Below are 23,384 nucleotides of genomic sequence, written 5' to 3' on the forward strand. Positions count from 1 at the left end.
ACCCCTATTCCAGGAGGACCGGCGATGGCCGATCATGCGCGGCACCCGGCCACCACGGCCGTGTTCGACGGCCCGGACATCGCGGGACCCGCCCGCACGACGCTCCGGGCGATGCTCTCGCACGTCGACGCCCCCCGCGTGGCCGACGCAGTGCTCCTGCTCGACGAACTGATCACCGACGCCGCCCGCGACGGCGCCGTCTGCCGCGGCCTGTGGCTCGGCCTGCTCGCCGGCCCGCCGCGGCTGCGCCTCGAAGTGACCCGCATCGAACCGGTCGCCCCCGCGGGCGAGCCGCGCTCACCCGGCCGCGGGCGGGGCCGGCTGCTGCTGGACGACCTGGCCTCCGAATGGTCCACGGTCACCGATGGAGCACGGGCGACGACCTGGGCGGAAGTGCGGCTGCCCGGCTGAGGTTCCGGCCGGTTCGTGCCGATTTTCGTCGGCCCCGGACGACCCCGGGCTCACCCCTCCCGCGTCAGCCCGGTCAGATGCGCACGCAGCACGGCCAGGCACTCCGCACCCGTGGTCACCTCCGGCTGCAGGATCGCGCGGAAGACGAGCCCGTCCAGCAGTGCGGCCAGCCGTGGCGCCTCCACCTCCGGGTCTCCGGGGGCGAACGTGCCGGTGCCGGCCAGTGCGTCGAGGATGCGCCGGGCCAGGGTCACGGTGCCGCGGATGGTTTCCGCGGCCAGGTCGGCCAGGCCGGGATCCGCGCGCGCGGCGATCAGGAATTCCACCAGCACCGTCGCTTCGGAGCGGCGCCGTTCGTCGAGCGGGAGGAGTTCGGCGAAGAAGTCCGTGAGCCGGTCGACGATCTCCGCGCCGGGCAGCCCGGCCATGGGGGGCATCGCTTCCCGGTGGGCGAGCAGCCGGGCCGACACCCGGTCGATGGTGGCCTGCATCGCGAACCGCAGCAGGGCGTGCTGGCTGTCGAAATAGTGCCGCACCGAGCCGATGTTCAGCTCGGCCTCCGTGGCCACGGCGCGCAGCGACACCGCGTTCAGTCCGTCTCGCGCGGCCAGCCGCAGCACCGCGTCCGCGATGTGCGCTCGCCGTTGTTCTCCGTCCACCACCTTGGGCACTGGACTTTTATAGCACACTCGTGATATTCAGGTTTGTATCACAGGCGTGACAGAAAGGGATGGTCATGGAGACGGTGCTGAACGTGCTGCTGATCCGGTTCGGGATCATCGCCGGGGCGGTCGTGGTGCTGGGGCTGGCCGTGTTCGCGGCGGTCGTCGCGCTGCGCCGGCGGGGAAAGGGCGAATGGGTGCGGGCCGGGGCGAAGACCGTCGCCCGTGCGATGGGCGAGCGTGGCGGCGGCCGCGTCGCCCGGGAAGCGGTGCGGTGGCTGGATGACGACCGCGGGCGGGATGCGCGGTGACCGGGGAAGGCGCGGAGATCCTGCGCCACCTGGTGACCGACCTGCTGCTCAAGGGGCTGATCGTGCTCGCCGCCGTGGCGCTGATGGTGCTCGGCGCGGTGCTGATCCGGCGGCGGTCCGGCCGGTGATCGTCCCTTGTGGACGGTTGGGTTCCGTGCTGCGGCGCCGTTCGTCGGCATCGCGGCATACGGATTCGCGACGGTCGTCGGGTGCGCGGGACGGACGGGCAGCGGGAGGATGATCAACAACGAGCCTGTCCGTCCGGAGGAGAACGATGAACTATCCCTGCGATCCCGAGATCGCCGCCGCGATTCCGCTGATTCCGCAGAGCGATCTGACCGATCTGCCCGCCGCGCGCGGGCGGATGGCGGAAATGTTCCAGGAAGAGCAGGCGGCCGTCGACGAGACCGGCGTGACGGCCGCTTCCGCGCCGGAGTCCACTGCGGACAGTCGCAACAACAGCCCCTTCGTCCGGTCAGTCTAGTGCTGTCCGGGAGCCCGATGAGTCGCATGTGGACGGTCGCCGCCGCGGTAGAGCTCGCCCAGCAGGGCCACCGCGGCGTGGGTGGCCGGATGCGGGTCCTCGCGGCGCCAGACGAGCCGGACCGGGACCTGCGGCGCGTCGCGCACCCGGCGGTAAACGATGCCGTCGCGCCGATATTGGGGCACGGTCCCGTGCGGGGTCACGCCGACGCACCGCCCGGTCGCGATGGCGGCCAGCCAGTCGTCGATGTCGTTGATGCGCTCGACCTCCGGGCGCGCGTCCGCCGGCCACAGATCCGTCGTCGTGGTCCCGGTGCGGGTGTCGATCACCAGTACCCGGGTCGCGATCTCGGCGAGGGTGACGCTGCGGCGGCGCGCCCACGGATCGTCCGCCGCCATCGCGCAGTAACGGTCCTCGCGGCCGACCGCGGCGCCGGAATACCGGCCCGGCGGCATCGGAGTGCGGAGCACGGCGAGGTCGCAGAGTCCTTCGGCCAGCCCGCCGGTCGCGCTGTTCGTCCGGATGAGGAGCAGCTCGATGTCCGGGTGCCCGGCCGCCCAGCGGCGCTGGAATTCGGCGGTGTGGCGGCCCATCGCCGACCACGGGTGCCCGATGCGCAGCCGGGTGTGCCCGGTGGTGGCTTCGCGGACCAGATCGTCGGCCTCGTCGAGCAGATGCCGGGCCCGCGCAAGGACCTGGACGCCCGCGGTGGTCGGGGTGAGGCTGCGGCTGGTGCGGTTGAGCAGCCGCACGCCGAGGGCCCGTTCCAGCGACGCCAGCGTGCGGGACACGGCGGCCTGTGAGACGCCGAGTTCGATCGCGGCGTCGGTGAACGTGCCCGCGTCCACGATCGCGACGAGGCACCGCAGCTGCCGCAGTTCCAGATCCATGCGTCCAGCGTATCGATGAGTCGGTCAATGCATTTTGCGCATGGATGATCGGGCGGCACGCTCGGCGCATGGCGACTACCGAGACGGCCGGGACCTCCCATGCCCGTGGTGCGGCGATGCTGCTCGGCGGCGCGCTCTCCAACCAGGTCGGAGCGGCCACGGCGGCGCTGGCGTTCCCGGTGCTCGGCCCGGCCGGGGTGGTGGCGGTCCGGCAGTGGGTGGCGGCCGTGGTGCTGCTCGCCGCCGGACGGCCGCGGCTGCGGACGTTCACCGCGGCCCAATGGCGGCCGGTGCTCGCGCTGGCGGCGGTGTTCGCCACGATGAACCTCGCGCTGTACGCCGCGATCGACCGGCTCGGCCTCGGACTGGCGATGACGCTGGAGTTCCTCGGCCCGCTGGCCCTCGCGCTGGCCGGCTCGCGGCGTCGGACGGACCTCGCGTGCGCGCTGCTCGCCGCGGCCGCGGTCGGCGTACTGACCCGGCCGGAGCCGAGCACCGACTACATCGGGATCGGGCTGGCGCTGCCGGCCGCCGGGTGCTGGGCCGGTTACATCCTGCTCAACCGCACGGTCGGCCGCCGGCTGCCCGGCGTGCAGGGCTCGGCAGCGGCGGCCGGTGCGTCCGGGCTCGTCTATCTGCCGGTGGGGATCTTCGTGTTCCTGCACCATCCGCTCTCCGCCGGGGCGCTCGGCGCGGCGGTACTCGCCGGGGTGCTGTCGTCGGCAGTGCCGTTCCTGGTGGACCTGCTGGCGCTGCGGCGCGTGCCGCCCCGGTTCTTCGGCGCGTTCATGAGCGTGCAGCCGGTGCTGGCCGCGCTGGTCGGCCTGGTTGTGCTGGGCCAGCGTCCGGACGCGCTGGCCTGGGTCGCGATGGGGGTGATCGTGGCGGTGAACGCCGTGGCCGTGCTCCGGCGGGGCTGAGTCCGGAATCCGGCGTGTCGGCCGATCGGCGCTGTCGCGGCCCCCGTACCGTCGGGGCACCGGAAGGAGGTGCGGCCGTGGTGCGGATCCCGGACCGGGAGTGGCCGGCGACGGTCGTCCCCGGCGACGCGCACGAACGCGCGCAGGCCACCGGCGTGCTCTTCCGCCGCCTCGGCTGGGTGACCGAACGGCTGACCCGCGACGAACGCGACGACGTCGAACGGCAGCTGGAATTCTGGTACGCCAACGGTTATTGCCCGGACGCGCTGCTGATCGCGGTGAGCGTGCTGCCCGGCGGCGAGCGGCAGCGGCCACGGACCGCGGGGGAGCGCCCCGGCGATTTCCTGCGTTCCCGGCTGAACGGCTGGTTCGACGACGGACCCGCCGCGGCGATGAACGAGGTGCGCGAGCCGCCGCGGCCGGGGCAGACTTTCGAGGCGTGGTTCGCCCAGCGTCGCAAACAGGCCCTTGACGAGGGCGGCTACCGGCGCCCGTCCCGGCTGACCGGGGCGGGGGAGCGGGCCCGCGCGCAGGCACGGGAGATCGCCGCCGCCCGCCGTCCGGATCCCGTGGCCCGGGTCCGCGAGAGCGAACGCCGTCGGGCCGCGGCGCTGGACAGCCTGCCCGCCACGCCGATCGTGACACCGCCGCCCGCGGCTCCCGCGACGCGAGCGACGCCCCGGATGGTGGCCTCCTTCGCCGGGCGGCAGGCGGTCGCCGCGCACTCCCCGGCCGTCCGGCGGATCGTGGCGCGGCTGCGCGAGGAGAAGCGCGGCCCGACACCCGCCGAACTGGCCGTGCTGCGCAACGCCGTCCGCGACGCCCACCACCACGCCGGGCTGGGCACCCTCGCCGCCGCGAGCGCCGAGGTGACCGACACCACCGCGGAACTGAGCCCGGAAGCCGGCCGGATCCACGCCCTGCTCGCCCACGCCACCGACGACCGCCTCCCGGTGGACGCGACGGTCCGTCTGCTGCTGGCCGGCCCGGGTCCGGAGGATCTCCCGGTGCCGTGAGCTCCGTGGTGGGCTGCGCTTCCGGCTGCGCTTCGGGTTTGAGCTTCGGTCTGAGGCTGTGAAGGGGCCCTTCACGGACTCAGAGTCCGTGAAGGGCCCCTTCACAGCCTGGGCGCGGCGCGGGCGAAGCCGGAGGGCGGCTCGAGGCGGCGGGTGTTCTGCCGGGGTTACCGGAGATTGGTGGGTTCCGGAGTGCCGGGTGCGAGGTCAGGTCCGGTGGTCTGGCCTGGCTGCCGTCGATCATCCGATGCGGTGAGCCCTGGCGTGTCGGACTCCTCGCCGCACGCCGCCCTCCCAGACTCACCCCGGTGACGAACACCGCCCTGGACGACGCCGGCCGCTGCCTGCTCTCGGTGGCGTGGAATATCCGCACCGGCGGCCCCAGGTCCGATCCGTACGCCGATGCCACCCGCACCCGGTTGCGCACCCTGTGCCGAACCCTGGGCCACGCGACCTGCCGGCACGCGGAGACCGGCGCCCCCGGCGATCACGTACCCGCGCTGCGGCTGGCCGATCTGGCCTACGAGATCGACATCCTGCTCATGCTCGTCGGTACTTCCCTGGTGCCGTCCCCGCGGCGCGACCACCGCCGCAGGCAGGAGATCGACGCCCTGCTCGCCGGCCTGGACACCCTGGCAGCCGAGGCGGCCGCTGCGCTGGACGAGGTGTGCGTACCCGGCTGAGCCGTCCTGCTTTCGGTTGGTATGACGGGGAAACCCGCGGCGTGGCCACCGCCGCAGGCAGGAGATCGACGCTTTCCTCGCCGGTCTGGACACCCTGGTGGCCGAGGCGGCCGCGGTACTGGACGAGGTCTGCGTACCCGGCTGAGCTGTCCTGCTTTCGGTTGGTACAACGGTAAAACCCGCGCCCCGGGACTGCGCGGAGCCGGGAGTGCGCCCGCCCGATGAGATCGTGCGAACCCATTTCCCTGATCGGCTGTGATGGCCGTCCAGAGAACCGCCGGAGGTCAGGGGCGGCGGCGGACTCCGGCCAGGACCGCGCTCACGCTGGGCAGCCAGCGGTGCCGCGGATCCGGGGCGGTCAGCCATTCCGGACCCGCGCCGGGCGTGCGCTGCCCGGCGGGCAGGGGGAGGAGCGCGCCACAGTCGAGGACGGTGACGTCGGCGGGGAGGGAGCCGCGCGGGAGTAGCTGCCCGTCGGTTTCGGCGAGGATGGACAGGCGCGGGCCGTGCGGGGTCGGCACGACCACGGACGGGCCCTCGCAACCCAGCGCCAGCAGATGCGCGAGCACCGGGCCGGCCGTCAGTTTCGGCAGGGTGACGGCGCAGAGCCCGCCTTCCAGCGCGAGGAACAGCTTCGATTCCTGGCGGCGGATCGTCCAGCCGAACAGCCCGCCGTAGTACGCGGCCGCGGGTTCGGCTCCGGTGGCCGGGCCGGTTCCGGCGCCGGGCCACAGCTGCTGATCGAGAGTCATCGTCGACGCCTTCCGCTGTCCAAGGGATGCCATTCATGCTAACGGCACTCAGTGCCACTAGCAAGTCTGCTGCTACCGTCCTGGTCATGACGGACACGCCGCGCACCCGCGTCGGGGCGACGCCCGCCGGGCGACGGCAGCTGCGGCGGGCGCTGGCATCGGCCGCGGTGGACCTGTTCGCCGCCAACGGGTACGAAGCGACCACGGTCGACGACATCGCCGCGGCCGCCGGGGTCGGGCGGCGCACGTTCTTCCGGTATTTCGACAGCAAGGACGACGTTCTCTTCGCCAACCACGACGAGATCGTGGCCGAGATGGAACAGGTCTTCGCGGGCGCGGACCCGGGACGGGACCCGGTGGACGTGGCGTGCGCGGCGGTCTCGCTGGTGCTCGACTCGTATGCCGCCGAACTCGACGTGTCGCTCAAGCGGTTCACGCTCACCCGCACGGTGCCTTCCTTGCGCGACAAGGAAGTCGCGACCGTCGACCGGTACCAGCGGGTGCTGGCCCGCTACCTCGCCGACCGCTTCGCCGCCGCCGGCGACGAGACCGCCAGCCTGCGCGCGGCCGTCGCGGCGGCCGCGATCGCCGCCGCCAACAACCACGTCCTGCGACGCTGGCTGCGCAGCGGCGGCCGAGACGACATCGCGGCCAGCGCGCAACAGGCATTCGCCTTGGTGGCAGCCGCTTTCCGCCCGCCGGACCCGGCCGCCGCGCCCGGTGCCGGATGGTCCGCCGGGGTCGCCGGGGGCGAGACGATCGGGGCCGGCGGAGCGCCCATGCCTGGTGAAGCTGGGCACGGCACCATGTCTGCGCCTGGTACGGCGGGTTCGTCCGGCCCGATCGGTTCGGGCGAAGTGCCTGGTCCGGGTGGCGCGGCCGGTTCCGGCGGGGTTGCCGCGTCCGGCGTGGCGGTTGGGCCGGGTAGTGCGGCCGGTTCCGGTGGGGTGGCTGGGCCTGGTGGGGTGGCTGGGCCTGGTGGGATGGCTGGGTCCGGTGGTGCGATCCGCTCCGGCGACGCAACGGCTTCCGGTGCGGCCGACGGCTCCGAGGCCGTGGCGGCCTCCCGCCGCACGATCGCCTCGGGCGGTGCGGCCGGCGTGGGAGGCGCGGCGGATTCTGGTGAGGCGGGGGCCGCTGGCGAGGCGGTTGGTGCTGGTGGTGTGGTGGGTTCTGGTGAGGCGGGGGCCGCTGGCGAGGCGGTTGGTGCTGGTGGTGTGGTGGGTTCTGGTGAGGCGGGGGCCGCTGGCGAGGCGGTTGGTGCTGGAGGCGCGGTGGGTTCCAGCGCGGCAATGGCCGCTGGCGGGGCGGTCGCTGCCGGTGGCGCGGTGGGTTCGGCCGGGGTGGCTCCTTCCGGCAAGGCGTCCGGTGCCGGTGCGACCAGGCCCGCAACGGCGGCGGCTTCCGGCGAGTCCGGCGGCATCGCCGGTGCGGCAGGCGCCGTGATCGACCCAGGTGATGTGGCCGTGTCCGGTAAGCCGATCGCTGGTCGTGGGGCACCGGCGTCCGGCAGCGCGGTTACCGGGATCAATGCTCCTGCCAGCGGCGACGTCCTTGCCTTCGACGAGCGCACCGGTTCCGGGAGCGCTGCTTCCGAGCGCATTGCCCCCGGGAATGTGGCTGCAGAGAGCGAAACTCCAGACGTGACCGGCATCGAAACCGCGCTGGCCATGGCGGGTGACGAGCCGGGCACCGTGGTGGCGGTGCTGCGCACCACGACCCCGGTGCACGAGGTGGTCACGCGGATCGGTGCCGCGCTGCGTGAGGCGGAGCGGGGGCGTCGGGGGCAGTAAGTGCACTCAGTGCCATTCTTGGCCGGCAGGGGCGGGCGGCACAATGGCGGTATGGGCACTCCCGACGTGCAGGTGGCCAGGGTGTACGACGCGGCGACCTCGGAGGGTGGCACGCGGGTCCTCGTGGACCGGTTGTGGCCGCGTGGGCTGGCCAAGACCGCGGCCGCGCTGGACGACTGGTGCCGGGACGTCGCGCCGTCCACGGAACTGCGTCGCTGGTACGGCCACGATCCGGAGCGGTTCGCCGAATTCGGCCGTCGTTACCGGCTTGAGCTGTCGGAACCCGTTGCGGCGGAGGCCGTCGCCGCGCTCCGCGCCCGTGCGGCCCGTGGGCGGCTCACCTTGCTGACCGCGACCAAGGACCCCGCGTACAGCCAGGCCGCGGTCTTGGCCGAAGTCCTTCGCGGCGAGGACTGATCCAGGCACCACGCGGCGAGGTTGAAAGGCCGGCGATCGTGGCGCAACCGGCGTGGTGGACGAGGAGACTCGCCCACCACGTGGCCGGAATGCGCGCGAAAGTGCTCCAGCCGGGTGAGTTTTGCTTTCAGCGCAAGGCGTTCACGGTGATGGTCAGCGTGTCCGGGTCGCCGGCCTGAACTGCGCCGCTGAAGTCCTGGCCGGACGTGACGTCGTCATACGGGAAGGCGTAACCGCGGTTGTCCGGGAGCTTGCTGTGCACGATCCGGGCGTAGTGATTGGTCTTGTCGCCCTGGTAGAACTTCGCCGGGTCCTCGCCGGTCGGCTGGTTCGGATTGTCCAGCAAGGTGGTGCGGTTCAGCGCGGCGGCCAGCCGCGGCACAATCGCCTTGCGGGCCTCGCTGGGGTTGCCCGCGAGCGAGAACGGGCCGCTGTCGCAGCTCCACACGTCCGCGGTGGCGGGCTTGTCGAAGCTTTCGCCGTTGGTGAAGGTCAGTTTCCCGCCCGAGACCTGGCCGGTGAACTTGCCGAGATCGGGACGCTGGGTGTCGACGGTGAGCTTGGTGCCGCCGTATTTCTCCCACACCTGGTCGAGGTAGCCGTCGAGGTAGCCGGCGAACTGGTCGGCGCGGTGCTGGGCGGACAGCGCCCGCAGTGCCTTCCCGCCGTCGTCCTCCACCAGTTTGGCCCATGAGCCGCCCTGTTTCCTCAGCTCGTCGCAGATCCCGTCCAGCGAACGGGCCGGGAGTCCCTCGACGGTCTGCTCGCCGGACCCCGTGGTGGTGAGGTGCAGGCCGATCGGAATGGCCACGAAGTCCACGTAGCTGATGTTCGCGAAGAGCTGGCCGTCGTTGAAAGTGAACTCGGCGAATGCCCAGTTTCGCCGGTAGTTCGGGTCGTCGGCGCTGAGGAAACTCGGGTGCACCATTTCCGGACCCGGATTGACGAAGAAGTCGAGTTTCTCGTCGAGTGCCAGGTAGATCCGGGCGCCGATCATCTTGGGCACGCTCACCTGGGACAGCGATTTCAGCGGGATCGCGCAGTCCACCCCGAGCGGCGCCTGCGCGCCCGGCGACGGCGGGTAGTACGCGGTGCCGTCGGCCTTGAGGACGATCAGCCGGTGGTCCAGCGTGGTTCCGGTGATGTAGGCGTAGGTCTGCCCCGCGCCGGATCGATCGTCGAAGGCGATCTTGACCGTGTCCGGGGTCGCCGCGGCGGCCGGATTCGTTCCCCACCAAGGGATGGTCGCCGCCGCCGCGGAAGCGCCGAGGAAAGTTCGCCGGGATATCAAGGAAAATCGCCTCCTGGTCGCACCGTTGCTCGCTGACGGGAACGCTAATCATCTTGTTGGCAAATGGTCAACAGTTCGCCGGGAGGGTGCCCGGGCCGCCACCGGAAACCGGGCGCACGGGCAAGGGTCTGGACCAGTGGTCCGGTGCTCGCCGGCGGGCGCATTTCGGACCGGATTCCGTTGGCCCACTTGGCTTACGACTTTCGTCGCGGCGCGGGGGAGGTGTGCCCGGGACGCCGCCACGTCGCCGGGCACGCCTCCGTTCAGGGGAATCAGCCGACCTGCAGGTCGATGCAGGAGTAGAAGGCGTTCGCCGTGTCCGCGATGTTCCAGACCGCCAGTACTGTCTGGTGGCCGGTGTGCCCGCTCAGATCCACTTGGTGCGTAACGGTTTCCGGTGGCTTCTGGCCTCCACCGTCGAAGCCGGCGACCTTCTGGCCGCCGATGAAGTATTCGTAGTCGGTGGTCGAGTGCTGGGCGGTGAAGGTCCAGGTGAAACTGGCCGTGGTGCCGGTGGGGGTGGCGCGCCAGCCCTTGCTGTCGTCGTTCAGTTCGGCGAACTCGGCCTTTCCGCCGTTGCATTCGTGCAGCCCCTTGGGGCCTTCGACACTCTGCGGTTCGTACTTGACCGCCCCGCATTCGACGATGCCCTGCGCGCATTCCGCCTGCCTGCTGGGCGGCGAGTTCACGTACCCGTGCGCACTGGCGATGCTCGCCGGCCCGGCCAGCACCAGCACCGGCGCGATCGCCGCCCCGCTCAGCGCGGCGATGAGTTTCCGGTTCGCTTTCATGGCAGCTCCTTCGGGGAGTGCTCGCCTTCCCTTTCCGGGCATGGCGAAACCCGCGGGCCACACTGCCGGTGACTCGATGGGGGCGAGCGAAGGATGGAGTTATGGTCTAGACCATAAAGGGGAGGGGCGAAGAGGTCAATAGATGGCAAAGAATGACCGACTATCGTTAGTGATCAACATCGAGACGAGGTCCGACCTGCCCAGATCCGTGCGGCCACTACGACGCGACTCCCGAACGCCAACGCGTCCGTCCCAGGGTTCCCAAAGACGCCCCGAATCCCCCAGAAGAGATCAGATCCCGCACCCCACCGACCATCGCCACTCTCCGCAGAAAGTTGGCGTACGCGTACGCCAACTTTCGATCACAAGTACCGAGAGAACGCACCCACCGCGAAGCACCCGAGACACCCGAGCGCCACAGACCGCTCAAGCGGCAGTCGGCCCCTCCCCGCTCAGGGAGGTGAACGCCGCCCACATCGCGGCATACCGGCCCGGCCGGTCCAGCAAGTCCGCGTGGCTGCCGGATTCGGCGACGCGGCCGTGCTCCAGGACCACGATCCGGTCGGCGGTGCGGGCGGTGTGCAGGCGGTGCGCGATGACGATTGTCGTGCGGCCGGAGGACACCGTGCGCATGGCGTTCGACACGCGGGCTTCGGCGGCGAGGTCGAGGTTCGACGTGGCCTCGTCCAGCAGCAGGATCGCCGGGTCGACGAGCTGGGCGCGGGCCAGCGCCAGCAGTTGGCGTTGCCCGGCGGAGAGTGAACGACCGCGTTCGGCGACCTCGTGCAGGTAGCCGCCGGGGAGGGAAGCCACGAACTCGTGTGCGCCGACGGCGCGGGCGGCGGCCTCCACTTCGGCGTCGGTCGCATCGGCGCGGCCGTAGGCGATGTTGTCGCGGACGGTGCCGGTGAACAGGAATGCCTCCTGCGGCACGTAGCCGAGCAGCCGCCGGTAACCGGCGAGGTCCAGGTCGCGCAGATCGCGGCCGTCCACGCGGACGTGGCCGGTGTCCGGATCGTAGAACCGGGCCAGCAGTTTCAGCACCGTCGACTTGCCCGCGCCGGTTTCCCCGACCAGCGCGACGGTTTCGCCGGGTGCGATGGTCAAGTCGATACCCCGCAACGCTTCCGGGAGCTTCGCGGTGGCCTCGGCGCCGGGGATCATCCGCGGGTCGGCCGGGCCGCGCCGTCGGGGCGTCGTGGCAGGGGCGGTGGGGTAGCTGAAACGTACGCCGTGTAAGGCGATCGCCCCGCGTACGCGGCGGGGAGTGACGGCGCCGGGTGCGACCGGGGTGAGGGTCTCCAGCCGCATCAGTTCGGCGATGCGGTCGACGGAAACCCGGGTCTGCAGCCACGAGTCGAACACCTGCGACAGCTGCTGGACGGGGGAGAAGAACAAGTCGATGTACAGGACGAAGGCGATCAGCGCACCGGCGCTCAGCGAGCCGGAGCGGACCATCCCGGCCCCCACCCCGAGCACGATCGCATCCGCGCCGGCGGAGAGGAACTGCACGAACGGGAAGTACGTGGCGGCGAGCCGTTGCGCGGAGAACCGGGCGTCCAGATAGTCACGGCCCAGCTCGCGGAACCGCCGGATGGTCGCGCCCTCGTGGGTGAACGCCTGCGATTCCCGCACTCCGGCAAGGCTTTCCTGGAAATCGGCGTTCACCACGGCGACCCGGTCGCGGGCCACGTCGTACAGCCGTGTCGCGCGGCGCCGGAACGCCGCGGTGGCGATCGCCAGCGGCACGACCACGGTGAGCGTGCACAGGCCCAGCACCGGATTCACCACCACCAGGGTGACCCCCACTCCGGCGAAAGTGACCACCGCGACGAGCGCGGACAGCAATCCGTTCTGGATCAGGGCTTCGAACTGGTCCACGTCGGTGGTCATCCGGGTCATGATCCGGCCGGTCAGCTCGCGTTCGTAGTAGTCGAGCGAAAGCCGTTGCAGCTGCGCCCAGATCCGCACGCGCAGCGAGAGCATCACCCGCTGCGTGGTCCGGCCGGTCACGAACGTCTCGGCGATCCCGTCCAGCAGCGCGGCCAGGATGATCACCAGGAACAGCCCGGCCGCGCCGAACAGCACGGCCTGCGAGGCCCGCAGCACCCCGTCGTCGATCCCGCTTTTGACCAGTACCGGGCCGATCACCGAGGCGGCCGCGTCGAGCACCACCAGCAGCAGCCCGAGCGCGAGCGGGCGGCGGAACTCCCGTAGCAGGGTGAGGAGGGAGAACCCGCGCTGCTGCCGGGATTCCGCGGACAGGTCCAGCGTGGCGGAGTCGCGGACCGGCGGGAGCCGATCCACCCGGGCGAGCAGCTCCGGGGTCGGGGGCAACGCGGCGCGCCAGCTGCGCCCGGCCGAGCCGGCCAGCCCGGCCCCGATCCCCGCGGTGCTTGCCCGGGTGGTGTGCAGCCGGTGCTCATGCTGCCGTTCGGCCTCGCGCCAGGCGGATTCGGTGGTGCCGCCCGCCCATTCCGACAGGGCTTCGATCCGGTCGCCGACCTGCTCGGCCTCCGCGTCGTCGAGACCGGTCAGCAGGGCGCGGTAGCGGGCGCTGCGGGCGAACAGCTCCTCGTGGCTGCCCTGATCGGCGACCACGCCGCCGTCCAGCATCACCACCCGGTCGGCCAGGTGCAGGGTCGAGCGCCGATGCGCGACCAGCAGCGTCGTCCGTCCGGAAAGGACGGTGCGGAGGGACTCGTTGATCGCCTCTTCGGTGGTGGCGTCGACCGCGCTGGTCGCGTCGTCGAGCACGAGGATGCGAGGGTCGGCGAGCACGGCGCGGGCCAGCGCGATGCGCTGCCGCTGGCCGCCGGACAGCGACAGTCCGCGTTCGCCGACCACCGTGTCATACCCTTGCGGCAGCTCGGAAACGAAGCCGTCGGCCGCCGCGATCCTGGCTGCGGCGAGGATCTCGTCCTCGCCGGCGTCCGGACGGGCGTAGGCGATGTTCGCGCGGATCGTGTCGGAGAACAGGAAACTCTCCTCGAACACCACGCCGACCTGGGAGCGCAGCGAGGACAGCCGCACCGACCGCAGATCGTGCCCGTCCACCAGCACCGCGCCGGAATCGGGATCGTGGAAGCGGGACACCAGCATGGTCGCGGTGGTCTTGCCGCTGCCGCTCGCCCCGACCAGCGCGACCCGCTCGCCCGCCGCGAGGTGCAGCTCGAAACCACGGAGCACGGGTGCGTCCGCCGAATGTCCGAAGTGGACGTCCCGGAAGGTCAGCTCGCCCCGCGCCGGCGGCAGGTCCCGCGCGTCCGGGGCGTCGGTGATCGCCGGTTCGAGGTCCAGCAGCTGGAAGATCCGCTCGACCCCCGCGCGGGCCTGCTGCCCGATCGCGAGCACCCCGGCCAGCTGCCGGGCGGGCGCCATCAGCTGCGCGACGTAGGTGGAGAACGCCAGGAAAGTGCCGAGGCTGAGCCCGTGGTGCAGCGCCAGCCAGCCGCCGACCACCAGCACGGCGACCTGCCCCAGCGACGGGATCGCTTGCAGCAGCGGCTGATACCGCGACTGGAGCCGGACGGCGCGCAGGTTCGTGCTGTAGACGTCCCCGGCGGTCTTCGCGACGCGCGCCAGCTCCCGCTGTTCCTGGCCGAATGCCTTCACCACGCGGACGCCGTTGATGTCCTCGTCGACGATCTGCACCAGATCGCCCTCGCGCTGCTGTGCGGCCCAGGTGGCGGGGAAGATCCGGCGGCGCATCCGGTAGGACAGCGCGAGCAGGGCCGGGACCACGATCAGGCTCACCAGCGCGAGCAACGGGGAGAGGACCAGCATAACCGTGAGCGAGAGCAGGACCAGCAGGATGTTGCCGCTCACCGTCGGCAGCAGGGTGAGCAGCCCTTGCACGATCCCGGAATCGGCCGTCGCCCGGGCCACCACCTGGCCGGTGGGCATCCGGTCGAGCGCGGCGAAATCCAGTCGCTGCAGGTGCGCGTGCATGTCGTTGCGCAGGTCGTACTGCACGGCCAGGGCGACCCGGCCGCCGCGGTACCGCCGCTGGTAGGTGAACACGAACGCGGCGGCGGCCACCACGAGCAGCGCGGCCAGCCACGGCCACAGGGACTGGTCGCCGCGCAGCACCACGTTGTCGACGATCTCCCGCTCCAGCAACGGGACCACGGTCTGGCAGGCCGCGCCGAGCACCGCGGCGCCGAGCGCCAGCGCCACCTCCCGGCGGTGCCGCAGGACGTAGCCGGTCAGCCGCCGCAGCCAGCCCGGACCGTCCGCGGTGCTCACCGGGATGCCAGGTGTTCGGCCACGAGTTCGTCGATGGCCGGCCCGAGCCAGCCGAGCACCCGCAGCACCTGCTCCGGGTCGGGGGTGCGCCCGGCCAGCGCGCCGACCCTGGCGACCATCTCGGCCTCGGTCTCGGCGAGCAGCCGTTCCCCCAGCGGGGTCAGGGAAAGCGCGATGGCCCGCTGATCGCCGTCGACGTCGCTGCGCACGACCAGCCCACGCTTGGTCAGCGCGTCCACCGCGGCGCTGATCGCCGGACGCCCGAGCGCGAGCCGCTGCGCGACACGGGACGCCCGGGCATCGCCGCCCGCGATGGCCGACAGCACGCGGTAGTGCGCCAGGTTGAGCTCGGCGGTCGAGCGCTCCAGCACGCGGGAGACGCGCGCCAGGGTGCGGACGGCGAGCACGGCCGCGGGGTCCGGTGTGGATCCGGCGGCGGGGGCGGTTCCAGCGGTGGGGGTGGTGGCGCTGGGGGTTGTGGAGGTGGGTTTGGCGGTTCCGGCGGTGGGGGTGGGATCGGTTCCTGCAGTGGTGATTCCGGGCGCGGAGAGGCTTCCTGCGGCGGTGGGTTCGGGCACGTCCCGACTGTAGCGCCGTTTTGTTCGACCGTCGAACCATCTGCCGCGGCGGTCCGCTATGGCCGGTCGGTCCGTTCGCCCGGCGGCGACCGGCACGGTCCGGCGGCAAGGCTGTGAAGGGGCCCTTCACGGACTGCTTGTCGGCCGGTGAGCACATTGCACGGCGACCTCCATGTCCGGCCCGAACGGCGTGGTGGGCCGGATGTGCCTTGCCGGGATGAATCGCCCGCCGGGGGCCGGAACCGCACGGTCGGTTGAACCGTCCACAGTGTCCGGTCCGCTACCGTGGGGTGATGGCGGAACGCAGGACGGTCCGGATACCGGTCGACGGCGGTACGTTGGCGGTGGAACTCGGCGCGGGCGGGCGTCCGGCGGTGCTGGCCGTGCACGGGGTGGCGAGCAACTGCCGGCTGTGGAACTGGCTGGCGCTGGAGACGCCCGGCGTCTCACTGGTGACCCCGGATCTGCGCGGCCGAGCGGGCAGCTATCCGGTCGGTGGGCCGTCCTCGATCCGGCAGCACGCCGAGGATCTGGTGCGGGTGCTCGACGCGCTGGAGCTGAGCCGGGTGCCGGTCTGCGGGATGTCGATGGGCGGCTTCGTGGCGGTGGAACTGGCCGTCCGCCGTCCGGACCGGGTGCAGGCGCTGGTGCTGGTGGACGGCGGGTTCCCGGTCGCCGTCGCGCCGGGCCTGACGCCGGAGGAGGTGCCCGCCGCGTTCGCGGCCCAGCTGGCGAGGGTGTCTCGGCGGTGGGACGGGGTCGAGCAGTATCTCGCGTATTTCACCGCGGCGAACCCGCTGCTGGACGCCCGTGATCCGCTGCTGCGCGACCACCTCGAGCACGACCTCGCCGACGGCCGGGTGCTGCTGGACCGCGAGGTCGTCCTCGCCGACGCGACCGACGTGCTGTTCGGCGAGCACCGTTGGCGTGAGCTGACCGTGCCGATCGAGTTCGTCTATGCCGAATGGGGTTCTGGGCCGGGCACGCCGCCCGCGTACTCGGCGGCGGCGCTGGCGGAATTCCGGGCCGTGCTGCCCACCCTCGGCCACCCGCGGCGGATCTCGGGCGCCGACCACGCGGCCACGGTGATGACCCGCGCGGGCGCGGCCGTGATCGGGGCGGCGCTGCACGACGTGATGATGCGCTGCCCGGGGTGAGGTGCCGTTCGGAAGTGCGCTATTCGGGGACACGGCCCGACCTGCCGCGCTGCCCGGGGTGACCGCAGCGCGCACAGCCACCTCGGGAGCCACGACCACCCAGCCACCCCGGAGCCACGAGCACTCCGGCCACCCCAGCGGCGTCAGTGGCCCACAGCAGCGCGCACGGATTCCTTCAGCGAGCCGAGGGTGGCGATCACCGCCGTGGGTTCGTATCCGCAGTGGGCCATGCAGTTCGCGCACCGGGGGTCCTTGCCGCGGCCGAAGGCGTCCCAGTCGGTCGTGTCCAGTAGTTCCTGGTACGTCTCGGTGTAGCCGTCGTCGAGCAGGTAGCACGGGCGTTGCCAGCCGAGCAGCGAGTAGGACGGGATGCCCCACGGCGTGCACTCCAGATCCCGCTTGCCCTCCAGGAAATCGAGGAACACCGGCGAGTGGTTGAGCCGCCAGCGCTTGCGGTTGCCGCCGCCGAAGGCCTTCGCGAACAGTTCGCGAGTCTGCCGCACGCCCAGCCAGTGGTCCTGGTCGGGGGCCTTCTCATAAGCGTAGCCCGGCGAGATCTGCATGTTGTCCACGCCGAGGTCGTTGAGATGGTCCAGCACGTCGATCACGTCCTGCGGGGTGTCCCCGGTGAAGAACGTGGTGTTGGTCATGACCCGGAAACCCTTGGCCTTGGCCAGTTTGATCGCCTCGACCGCGGCCTGGAAGCCGCCGGGCTTGCGCACCGAGGCGTCGTGGCGCTCCGCCAGCCCGTCGATGTGCACCATCCAGGCGAAATTGCGGTGCGGGGTGAACTTGTCGATGTGCTTGGGCAGCAGCAACGCGTTGGTGCACAGGAAGACGATCTTCTTCCGGGCCAGCAGCTGCCGGGTGATCTCGTCGATCTGCGGGTGCATCAGCGGCTCCCCGCCGGCGATGGAGACCATCGGCGCGCCGCTCTCCTCGATCGCGCCGACCGCCTGCGCCACCGGCATCCGCTGCTTGAGCAGCGTGTGCGGCTGGGCGATCTTGCCGCAGCCGCCGCATTTGAGGTTGCACGCGAAGAGCGGTTCCAGCTCGACCAGCAGCGGGAACTTCTCCTTGCGCCGCAGCTTCTGCAGCATCAGGTAGCCGCCCAGCCGGACGGACTGGCGCAACGGCATGGCCATGATTCAGCGCACCTCCCGAGGTAGGGTGAAGGTCGTTTCCTCTTCGGTCAGCCGTCGTTCGGTGACGGTGACCGGTCCGAGCCCGCCCAGCGCCGCGACCACCTCGTCCACGAGGTGGGGCGGAGCGGAAGCGCCCGCGGTGAGGCCGATCCGGCCGACGCCGGACAGCCGGTGCAAGTCCAGGTCCGCGCAGTCGTCCACCAGGACGGCGGGCGTTCCCGCGCGTCCGGCGACCTCCACGAGCCGGAGTGAGTTGGACGAGGTGGTGGAGCCGACCACCAGCACCAGATCCACCTCGCGGGCGATCGCCCGCAGCGCGGCCTGGCGGTTGGTGGTGGCGTAGCAGATGTCGTCCTTGCGGGGCGCGGCCAGCCCGGGGAACCGTGTGCGCAGCACGGAAGCGATTTCCTCGGCCTCGTCGAGCGCCAGCGTGGTCTGCATGGTGTAGGCGACCCGGCTCGCGTCCGGGGCGGTGACCCGGCGCGCGGTCGCCACGTCGTCGACCACCACGACATGGCCGGGCGCTTCGCCGACGGTGCCCTGCACCTCTTCGTGCTCGGCGTGCCCGATCAGGAAGACCGTGTCGCCGCGCTCGTGGTAGCGGCGGACTTCGTTGTGCACCTTGGTGACCAGGGGACAGGTCGCGTCGATCACCGACAGCCCACGCCCGGCTGCCTCTTGCCGGACGGCGGGGGAGACGCCGTGCGCGGCGAACACCAGCGTGGCGCCCTCGGGCACTTCGCCGACCTCGTCCACGAACACCGCGCCGCGCTCTTGGAGGCGGCGGACCACCTGGGTGTTGTGCACGATCTGGCGACGCACGTAAACGGGCGTGCCGAACCGATCAAGCGCGCGTTCCACGATGTCGATCGCCCGCTCCACTCCGGCGCAGAACGAACGCGGAGCGGCCAGCAGTATGTCCCGGGACCGCACAGCCCGTTGCCACGCGGTGGAAACCGGTGCGGCGGCGCGAAGACTGCGCAGCCCGGCCAGCCCGTTCGAGACCGTGGCGAGGCGGAGCAGTGGCGCGCCCGCAGTGTCCACAATGGCCCGGACGGCGGCAAAGGGTGCCTCGGGGGCGGCCAGCCATGGTGACTCCATGTCGACCGCCAGCGCCCCGGTTTCCGCCAGTTCGGCCCGCTCGCGCTCGTGCACGACGTGGTCGCTGCCTACGATGGGTCCAGTGTGGACAGTGAGGCCGCGGCGGCGCAGTTCGCTCGCGAGCAGCGGAGCGGACGGCACCGGGACAGTCCCCTGTGGACCGCGCACTTCGGTCGCGACCACCAGGTCGCCGGGCCGCACGTGGGTGGCGAGGCCGCCGCCGAGCCCGGCGACGAGGCGGGGACCGGCGGGCAGCCGGGCGGCGGTGGCCGCGGCCCGCCGCGGCCCGAGTCCGGTGTGGACAGCGCCGCGTAACGCCAGCTGCTCGATCCGCAGCGGCGCGCAGACCACCGCCGGGATCACGACCCGCCCCGCACGTATCGGCCCAGCGCGGACAGCGGGAACACCACGCGGTACAGGTGATAGGACAGGTAGAAGTCGCCGGGAAAGCCGGTGCCGGTGTGCTTGTCCTCGTCCCAGCCGCCGTCCGGGCGCTGGCGTTCGCACAGCCACGCCACGCCCCGGGTGACCGCCTCGGATGCGCGTTCCCCGGCCGCGAGCAGCGCGAGCAAGGCCCACGCCGTCTGCGACGGCGTGGAGTCGCCCCGCCCGGCCCAGGCCGGATCCCGGTAGGACCGCAGGTCCTCGCCCCAGCCGCCGTCGGCGTTCTGGTGCTCGGCCAGCCACCGCACCGCGCGCCGGATCCGCGGGTCGTCGGCCGGGATGCCCGCATCCACCAGTGCGGGGACCACCGCACCGGTGCCGTACACGTAGTTCGTGCCCCAGCGGCCGAACCACGAGCCGTCCGGCTCCTGGTGGTCCAGCATCCACTGCACCCCGCGGCGGCATGCCGGGGTGTCGGTCTTTCCTTCCGCGGCAAGCATTTCCACCACGTGCGCGGTGACGTCCGCGGACGGCGGGTCGATCACCGCGCCGAAATCGCAGAACGGCAGTTTCGTGGCGAGCACCTGGGTGTTGTCCACGTCGAAGGCGCCCCAGCCGCCGTCACGCGACTGCATGCCCTCCAGCCACTGCACGCTGCGGTCCACCGCCGCCCGGATCCGCAGGTGGTCGGGCTTGCCCATCCGGCGCAGGGCGAGCACCACTTCGGCGGTGTCGTCGGTGTCGGGGTAGCCGTCGTTGGCGAACTCGAAGGCGAACCCGCCGGGGTCCAGCCGCGGGCGGCGCACCGACCAGTCGCCGGTCACCCGGATCTCTTCGCCCAGCACCCAATCCGTCGCCCGGACGAGCATTTCGTCGCCGGGGGAGACGCCCGCGTCCAGCAGCGCGGTCATCGCCAGCGCGGTGTCCCACACCGGCGACTGGCAGGCTTCCAGGCGGCGTACCCAGCCCTGCTCGGTCTCTTCGCGGATGGTGAACCCGTCGAGCCCCTCGATGCCGGCCTTGAGGGCGGGATGATCGAGCGGGTAACCGAGCAGGTGCAGCGCCAGGATCGAGTAGACCCACGGCGGCTGGATGCCGCCCCAGGACCCGTCGGCCTCCTGCCGCGCCAGGATCCACTCCGCGGCCTGTTTCAGCGCGACCTTCCGGACCGGGTTGACCGGCAGCTTCGCGTAGACGTGCAGCGCGGTGTCGAGATTCTGGAACACCCCGTCCCAGGTCCACGGCGCACGGGTCTTCGCGGGATGTTCACCGATCCGCAGCTCGGCCACGTCGAAGGGCAGGCCGCGGACCGGGCGCAGGGTGCCGACCACGGTCAGCGGCACGATCGTCTGCCGCGCCCAGCAGGCGAAATCGTAGACGTTGAGCGGGAACCAGGACGGCAGGAAGATCAGCTCCGGGGGCAGGTTCGGCAGCTCGTCCCAGGACCACTGGCCGAACAGCGCGAGCCAGATCCGGGTGAACACCCGGGTGCCCTCCAGCCCGCCGTGCCCGCGGATGTACTCCGCCGCCGTGGCCAGCCACGGCGCGTCCGCCGGGTCACCGGCCAGCCGCAGCGCCGCCCACGCCTCGACCGTGGTGGACAGGTCGGCCGGGCCGCCGGGGAAGTTCGCCCAGGTGCCGTCCGCCCGCTGTTGCGAGCGGATCCACCGGGCGGACTCCTGCGCCACCTGCGGGGTCAGGATGCCGAGGAACTGCCGCAGCAGCAGGTCTTCGGCGTCCATCGTGACGTTCGTCGCCAGCTCGCCCTTCCACCAGCCCGCCGGGTGCTGCTCCCGGCGCAGGAAGCCGATCGCGGCGGTCAGCGCCGATTCGGGAGCCGCCTGCGCGACGACGGCCGGTTCGGGCACGGTCTGGGTCATCGGGCCTCCCGGCGCAGGAAGAAACGGGCGTGGTGGGGCAGTTCCGGAAGGGGCATCACGCCTCCCGGTGCACGATGAACCGGGCGATGTCGATGAGGTCGGCGCGGGGTCCGGCCGGGATCGGGGCGAGTGCCTGCTCGGCGGCGGCGAGCCGGTGTGCGGCCTCGGCGACGGCCCATTCCCGGCCGCCCGCCGCGGCGACCAGCGCGGCCACCCGGGCCAGCTCGGCCTCGTCCGAGGGCTCCGGCGCGGCGAGCCACTCGGCCAGCTCCCGTCCGGGCGCGCCACCGTGAGTGGTGGCGTACGTGACCGGCAGGGATTTCTTGCCCGCGTGCAGATCGGAGTACACGGGCTTGCCGGTCACCGCCGGGTCGCCCCAGATCCCGAGTACGTCGTCCACGAGCTGGAAGGCCAGGCCGATCTCCTCGCCGAACACCGTCAGCGCGCTGACCACCTCTTGGCCGGCCCCGGCGAGCACCGCACCGATCGCGGCGCTCGCCGACAGCAGTGCCCCGGTCTTGCCCCCGGCCATCGCCACGCATTCGGCGACCGCGACGTCGTCGCGCTCCTCGAACGCGATGTCGAGCGCCTGGCCTTCGATCAGCCGCCGGGTGGTCTCGGTCAGCAGCCGCGCGGCGGGCACGGTGTGCGGGGAACCGCTGTCCAGCACCACTTCCAGCGCGAGCGCGAGCATCGCGTCGCCGGTCAGGATCGCGCTCGGCGCGCCCCACAGCGACCACACCGTGGCCCGGTGCCGCCGTTCGGTGTCGCCGTCCATCAGATCGTCGTGGACGAGCGAGAAATTGTGCACGAGTTCGACGGCGACCGCTCCGGGCACACCGGTCTCCACGGCCGCGCCGGCGGCCTGGGCGGACACCACGGCGAGCGCGGAACGCACCGCCTTGCCCCCGTTGCCCGCCGCGGGCACACCGTCGCGATCCGTCCAGCCGAGATGGTAGGCGCTCTGCGCGCGGCTGGATTCGTCCAGCCGTGCCACGGCCTTTCGCAACGCGGGTTGCACGAGGTCGCGTGCCCGTCCCAGTATCCCGGGAACCCCCGTGGCAGCCGCGGAGCCCATGGTGGTGGTCATGCTCCGACTCCCTCCTTCTTCTCGGGCACGTTCTGCTCCAGGAGGGCAGAAGCCGCGGCGACACCACTGCGGGCGGCACCCTCCATCGTCGCGGGCCAGCCGGTCGCGGTCCACGCACCGGCCAGATACAGCCCGTCCGCCGCGGTCACCGCGGGCGGGCGCAGCGAAGCGGTCCCCGGTCCGGGCCGGAAGGTCGCGTGCCGCTCGCGGGTGACGAAGAAGTCGAGCACCTCCGCGTGCGCGGCTTCCGGGAGCAGGCCGGTGAGCTCGGGCAGCAGCCGGGCCCGCAGGGCCGCGGACGGCAGGTCGATCTCCGCGTCCGCGGCGGACAGCGACATCGCCAGGTACTGGCCGGTGTCCAACCCGGACTGACGGGTGCGGTCGAACACCCACTGCACCGGCGTGCGCACCCCGGCCACGAACGGCTCGGCGAGCACCTTCCGGTCCAGCACCACGTGCACGTTGACGATCGGGGAGCTGCCCAGCCCGCCGGACCAGCCCGGGGGCAGCCGGATCGCGCCCGCCGGGGCGAGCCGCTCGGTGACCGGCGGCGGCGTGGCGAGGACGACCTGGGCGAACTCCTCCACCGCGTGGTCCGTGCGGATCTGCCAGGAATCCCCGTCGGGGGCCAGCTCCCGGACCTTCGTGCCGGTGTGGACAGTGGCGCCGGCTTCGATGAGCCGGGCGAGCGCCGGTTCGCCGTGCAACTCCGTCAGCGGCACCAGCGACCAGCCGATGTCGGCCGCGGCGGGATCGGTCAGCAGGCCCTCCTGGAAGACCGTCGCGGCGAGACTCAGCGAGGCTTCGTCGGCGGTCGCGTTCAGCGTCGCCACGCCCACGAGGTCCCACAGCGCTTCGATGGCCGACGCGCTCTGCCCGTGCCGGCGCAGCCAGTCGCCGAACGACTGGCGATCGGTGCGGTCGTCGGTCGGATCCACCCGCCGCAACGCGAGCGCGGCGAGGGCGAACCGGGCCCGGTCCAGCGGGCGCAACGGGTCGTAGCGCGCCAGCGAACCGGCCAGGTGCAGCGGTGCGGGCAGCGCACCACGGCGCAGCCAGGTCGCGCCGGCGGCGCCCGGGACGCGGATGGGGATTTCCAGCCGGGGCTGCAGCAGCACCTTGTCGGCGACACGGAGTCGTTCCAGCAGCGCCAGATAGGCGGTGCAGCAGCGCAGGAACACGTGCTGGCCGTTGTCCACATGCAGGTCGCCGCGGCGGAACGAATGGGTCAGCCCGCCCAGCTGCGGCCGCGCCTCGAACAGCGTGACCGGCCGCCCGGCGTCGGCGCAGGCGAGCGCGGTGGCGATCCCGGCGAGCCCGCCACCGACCACGGCGACCGCGGTGGTCACGCCGCCTCCGCGGGAGCGAGCGGCTCGGTGT

General features: G+C 72.1%; 22 protein-coding genes. 10 read left to right on the forward strand and 12 right to left on the reverse strand.

The features are described 5' to 3' along the window. The first annotated feature begins 24 nt into the window (after nucleotides 1–24). A complete protein-coding gene (locus ATK36_RS01855) occupies nucleotides 25–411 on the forward strand; it encodes a hypothetical protein (protein WP_098509541.1) in 387 nt (128 codons plus the stop codon). A gap of 50 nt (nucleotides 412–461) precedes the next feature. Here ATK36_RS01855 and ATK36_RS01860 read toward each other — a convergent pair whose 3' ends face one another. Further along, entirely contained in the window at nucleotides 462–1,082 is a 621-nt protein-coding gene (locus ATK36_RS01860) for a TetR/AcrR family transcriptional regulator (protein ID WP_098509542.1), read from the reverse strand. Between the two features lie 65 nt (nucleotides 1,083–1,147). Between ATK36_RS01860 and ATK36_RS01865 the strand changes: the two genes are divergently transcribed. From ATK36_RS01865 to ATK36_RS01870, 3 genes are all read left to right on the forward strand, one after another. Further along, on the forward strand, nucleotides 1,148–1,384 hold the full coding sequence (locus ATK36_RS01865; RefSeq protein ID WP_098510268.1) for a hypothetical protein: 237 nt from the start codon (nucleotides 1,148–1,150) through the stop codon (nucleotides 1,382–1,384). Then, complete coding sequence (locus ATK36_RS34125; RefSeq protein WP_281258986.1) at nucleotides 1,381–1,512, forward strand: hypothetical protein; 132 nt, start codon at nucleotides 1,381–1,383, stop codon at nucleotides 1,510–1,512. Before ATK36_RS01865 ends, ATK36_RS34125 begins: the two co-directional genes overlap by 4 nt. 146 nt (nucleotides 1,513–1,658) lie before the next feature. Further along, nucleotides 1,659–1,868 (forward strand): hypothetical protein, encoded by a 210-nt coding sequence (locus tag ATK36_RS01870; RefSeq protein ID WP_098509543.1) that lies wholly within the window; start codon nucleotides 1,659–1,661, stop codon nucleotides 1,866–1,868. Here the strand turns inward: ATK36_RS01870 and ATK36_RS01875 are convergent. Then, nucleotides 1,865–2,758: a LysR family transcriptional regulator gene (locus ATK36_RS01875; protein WP_098509544.1), complete on the reverse strand. Its 894-nt coding sequence runs from the start codon at nucleotides 2,756–2,758 to the stop codon at nucleotides 1,865–1,867. The genes ATK36_RS01870 and ATK36_RS01875 overlap by 4 nt on opposite strands. A gap of 68 nt (nucleotides 2,759–2,826) precedes the next feature. On the opposite strand from ATK36_RS01875, the gene ATK36_RS01880 reads away from it, so the two are divergent. From ATK36_RS01880 to ATK36_RS01890, 3 genes are all read left to right on the forward strand, one after another. Beyond that, nucleotides 2,827–3,678, forward strand: coding sequence for an EamA family transporter (locus tag ATK36_RS01880; RefSeq protein WP_098509545.1), 852 nt, complete (start codon nucleotides 2,827–2,829; stop codon nucleotides 3,676–3,678). A gap of 77 nt (nucleotides 3,679–3,755) precedes the next feature. Beyond that, on the forward strand, nucleotides 3,756–4,694 hold the full coding sequence (locus ATK36_RS01885) for a hypothetical protein (RefSeq protein WP_098509546.1): 939 nt from the start codon (nucleotides 3,756–3,758) through the stop codon (nucleotides 4,692–4,694). Between the two features lie 308 nt (nucleotides 4,695–5,002). Beyond that, the gene (locus ATK36_RS01890; RefSeq protein ID WP_245914176.1) at nucleotides 5,003–5,377 is read left to right on the forward strand and encodes a hypothetical protein; all 375 of its coding nucleotides are present in this window, start codon (nucleotides 5,003–5,005) and stop codon (nucleotides 5,375–5,377) included. A gap of 284 nt (nucleotides 5,378–5,661) precedes the next feature. Here ATK36_RS01890 and ATK36_RS01895 read toward each other — a convergent pair whose 3' ends face one another. Beyond that, nucleotides 5,662–6,129, reverse strand: coding sequence for a hypothetical protein (locus tag ATK36_RS01895; RefSeq protein ID WP_098509547.1), 468 nt, complete (start codon nucleotides 6,127–6,129; stop codon nucleotides 5,662–5,664). Nucleotides 6,130–6,215: 86 nt separating this feature from the next. Between ATK36_RS01895 and ATK36_RS34920 the strand changes: the two genes are divergently transcribed. Then, nucleotides 6,216–7,922, forward strand: coding sequence for a TetR family transcriptional regulator (locus tag ATK36_RS34920; RefSeq protein WP_483860562.1), 1,707 nt, complete (start codon nucleotides 6,216–6,218; stop codon nucleotides 7,920–7,922). A gap of 51 nt (nucleotides 7,923–7,973) precedes the next feature. Then, nucleotides 7,974–8,339, forward strand: a complete 366-nt coding sequence (locus ATK36_RS01910) for a DUF488 domain-containing protein (RefSeq protein ID WP_098509548.1) — start codon at nucleotides 7,974–7,976, stop codon at nucleotides 8,337–8,339. A 127-nt stretch (nucleotides 8,340–8,466) separates the two neighbouring features. Here ATK36_RS01910 and ATK36_RS01915 read toward each other — a convergent pair whose 3' ends face one another. The 4 genes from ATK36_RS01915 to ATK36_RS32690 form a co-directional block, all read right to left on the reverse strand. Next, complete coding sequence (locus ATK36_RS01915; protein WP_098509549.1) at nucleotides 8,467–9,630, reverse strand: glycoside hydrolase family 64 protein; 1,164 nt, start codon at nucleotides 9,628–9,630, stop codon at nucleotides 8,467–8,469. 272 nt (nucleotides 9,631–9,902) lie between these two features. Further along, complete coding sequence (locus ATK36_RS01920; protein WP_098509550.1) at nucleotides 9,903–10,421, reverse strand: lytic polysaccharide monooxygenase auxiliary activity family 9 protein; 519 nt, start codon at nucleotides 10,419–10,421, stop codon at nucleotides 9,903–9,905. Nucleotides 10,422–10,847: 426 nt separating this feature from the next. Next, a complete protein-coding gene (locus ATK36_RS01925) occupies nucleotides 10,848–14,669 on the reverse strand; it encodes an ABC transporter ATP-binding protein (protein WP_245914177.1) in 3,822 nt (1,273 codons plus the stop codon). Beyond that, nucleotides 14,666–15,247 (reverse strand): MarR family winged helix-turn-helix transcriptional regulator, encoded by a 582-nt coding sequence (locus ATK36_RS32690; protein WP_245914179.1) that lies wholly within the window; start codon nucleotides 15,245–15,247, stop codon nucleotides 14,666–14,668. Before ATK36_RS32690 ends, ATK36_RS01925 begins: the two co-directional genes overlap by 4 nt. A gap of 293 nt (nucleotides 15,248–15,540) precedes the next feature. Here ATK36_RS32690 and ATK36_RS01940 point away from each other — a divergent pair, with 293 nt between their 5' ends. Next, entirely contained in the window at nucleotides 15,541–16,404 is an 864-nt protein-coding gene (locus ATK36_RS01940) for an alpha/beta fold hydrolase (protein WP_098509551.1), read from the forward strand. 143 nt (nucleotides 16,405–16,547) lie between these two features. On the opposite strand, the gene hpnH is transcribed toward ATK36_RS01940, so the two are convergent. The 5 genes from hpnH to hpnE are packed head-to-tail and all read right to left on the reverse strand — an operon-like array spanning nucleotide 16,548 to nucleotide 23,353. Beyond that, the gene (gene hpnH / locus ATK36_RS01945) at nucleotides 16,548–17,549 is read right to left on the reverse strand and encodes an adenosyl-hopene transferase HpnH (protein WP_098509552.1); all 1,002 of its coding nucleotides are present in this window, start codon (nucleotides 17,547–17,549) and stop codon (nucleotides 16,548–16,550) included. Between the two features lie 3 nt (nucleotides 17,550–17,552). After that, the gene (gene ispH, locus ATK36_RS01950; RefSeq protein ID WP_098510272.1) at nucleotides 17,553–19,010 is read right to left on the reverse strand and encodes a 4-hydroxy-3-methylbut-2-enyl diphosphate reductase; all 1,458 of its coding nucleotides are present in this window, start codon (nucleotides 19,008–19,010) and stop codon (nucleotides 17,553–17,555) included. Beyond that, nucleotides 19,010–20,914, reverse strand: a complete 1,905-nt coding sequence (gene shc, locus ATK36_RS01955) for a squalene--hopene cyclase (protein ID WP_098509553.1) — start codon at nucleotides 20,912–20,914, stop codon at nucleotides 19,010–19,012. The genes ispH and shc overlap by 1 nt, the downstream gene beginning before the upstream one ends. A 55-nt stretch (nucleotides 20,915–20,969) precedes the next feature. Then, the gene (locus ATK36_RS01960) at nucleotides 20,970–22,004 is read right to left on the reverse strand and encodes a polyprenyl synthetase family protein (protein WP_098509554.1); all 1,035 of its coding nucleotides are present in this window, start codon (nucleotides 22,002–22,004) and stop codon (nucleotides 20,970–20,972) included. After that, nucleotides 22,001–23,353, reverse strand: a complete 1,353-nt coding sequence (hpnE, locus tag ATK36_RS01965) for a hydroxysqualene dehydroxylase HpnE (RefSeq protein WP_098509555.1) — start codon at nucleotides 23,351–23,353, stop codon at nucleotides 22,001–22,003. The genes ATK36_RS01960 and hpnE overlap by 4 nt, the downstream gene beginning before the upstream one ends. Nucleotides 23,354–23,384 lie beyond the last annotated feature (31 nt).

The organism is Amycolatopsis sulphurea, from assembly GCF_002564045.1.
GTDB lineage: Bacteria > Actinomycetota > Actinomycetes > Mycobacteriales > Pseudonocardiaceae > Amycolatopsis > Amycolatopsis sulphurea.

Excerpts from the sequence above, each read along its gene's own strand:
- ATK36_RS01865 (WP_098510268.1), top strand. The coding sequence starts at position 1,148 with ATGGAGACGGTGCTGAACGTGCTGCTGATCCGGTTCGGGATCATCGCC.
- ATK36_RS01910 (WP_098509548.1), top strand. The coding sequence starts at position 7,974 with ATGGGCACTCCCGACGTGCAGGTGGCCAGGGTGTACGACGCGGCGACC.
- hpnH (WP_098509552.1), bottom strand. The coding sequence starts at position 17,549 with ATGGCCATGCCGTTGCGCCAGTCCGTCCGGCTGGGCGGCTACCTGATG.
- ATK36_RS01960 (WP_098509554.1), bottom strand. The coding sequence starts at position 22,004 with ATGACCACCACCATGGGCTCCGCGGCTGCCACGGGGGTTCCCGGGATA.
- ATK36_RS01940 (WP_098509551.1), top strand. The coding sequence starts at position 15,541 with ATGGCGGAACGCAGGACGGTCCGGATACCGGTCGACGGCGGTACGTTG.
- ATK36_RS01895 (WP_098509547.1), bottom strand. The coding sequence starts at position 6,129 with ATGACTCTCGATCAGCAGCTGTGGCCCGGCGCCGGAACCGGCCCGGCC.
- shc (WP_098509553.1), bottom strand. The coding sequence starts at position 20,914 with ATGACCCAGACCGTGCCCGAACCGGCCGTCGTCGCGCAGGCGGCTCCC.
- ATK36_RS01870 (WP_098509543.1), top strand. The coding sequence starts at position 1,659 with ATGAACTATCCCTGCGATCCCGAGATCGCCGCCGCGATTCCGCTGATT.
- ATK36_RS01920 (WP_098509550.1), bottom strand. The coding sequence starts at position 10,421 with ATGAAAGCGAACCGGAAACTCATCGCCGCGCTGAGCGGGGCGGCGATC.
- ATK36_RS01875 (WP_098509544.1), bottom strand. The coding sequence starts at position 2,758 with ATGGATCTGGAACTGCGGCAGCTGCGGTGCCTCGTCGCGATCGTGGAC.
- ATK36_RS34920 (WP_483860562.1), top strand. The coding sequence starts at position 6,216 with ATGACGGACACGCCGCGCACCCGCGTCGGGGCGACGCCCGCCGGGCGA.
- ATK36_RS01855 (WP_098509541.1), top strand. The coding sequence starts at position 25 with ATGGCCGATCATGCGCGGCACCCGGCCACCACGGCCGTGTTCGACGGC.
- ATK36_RS01880 (WP_098509545.1), top strand. The coding sequence starts at position 2,827 with ATGGCGACTACCGAGACGGCCGGGACCTCCCATGCCCGTGGTGCGGCG.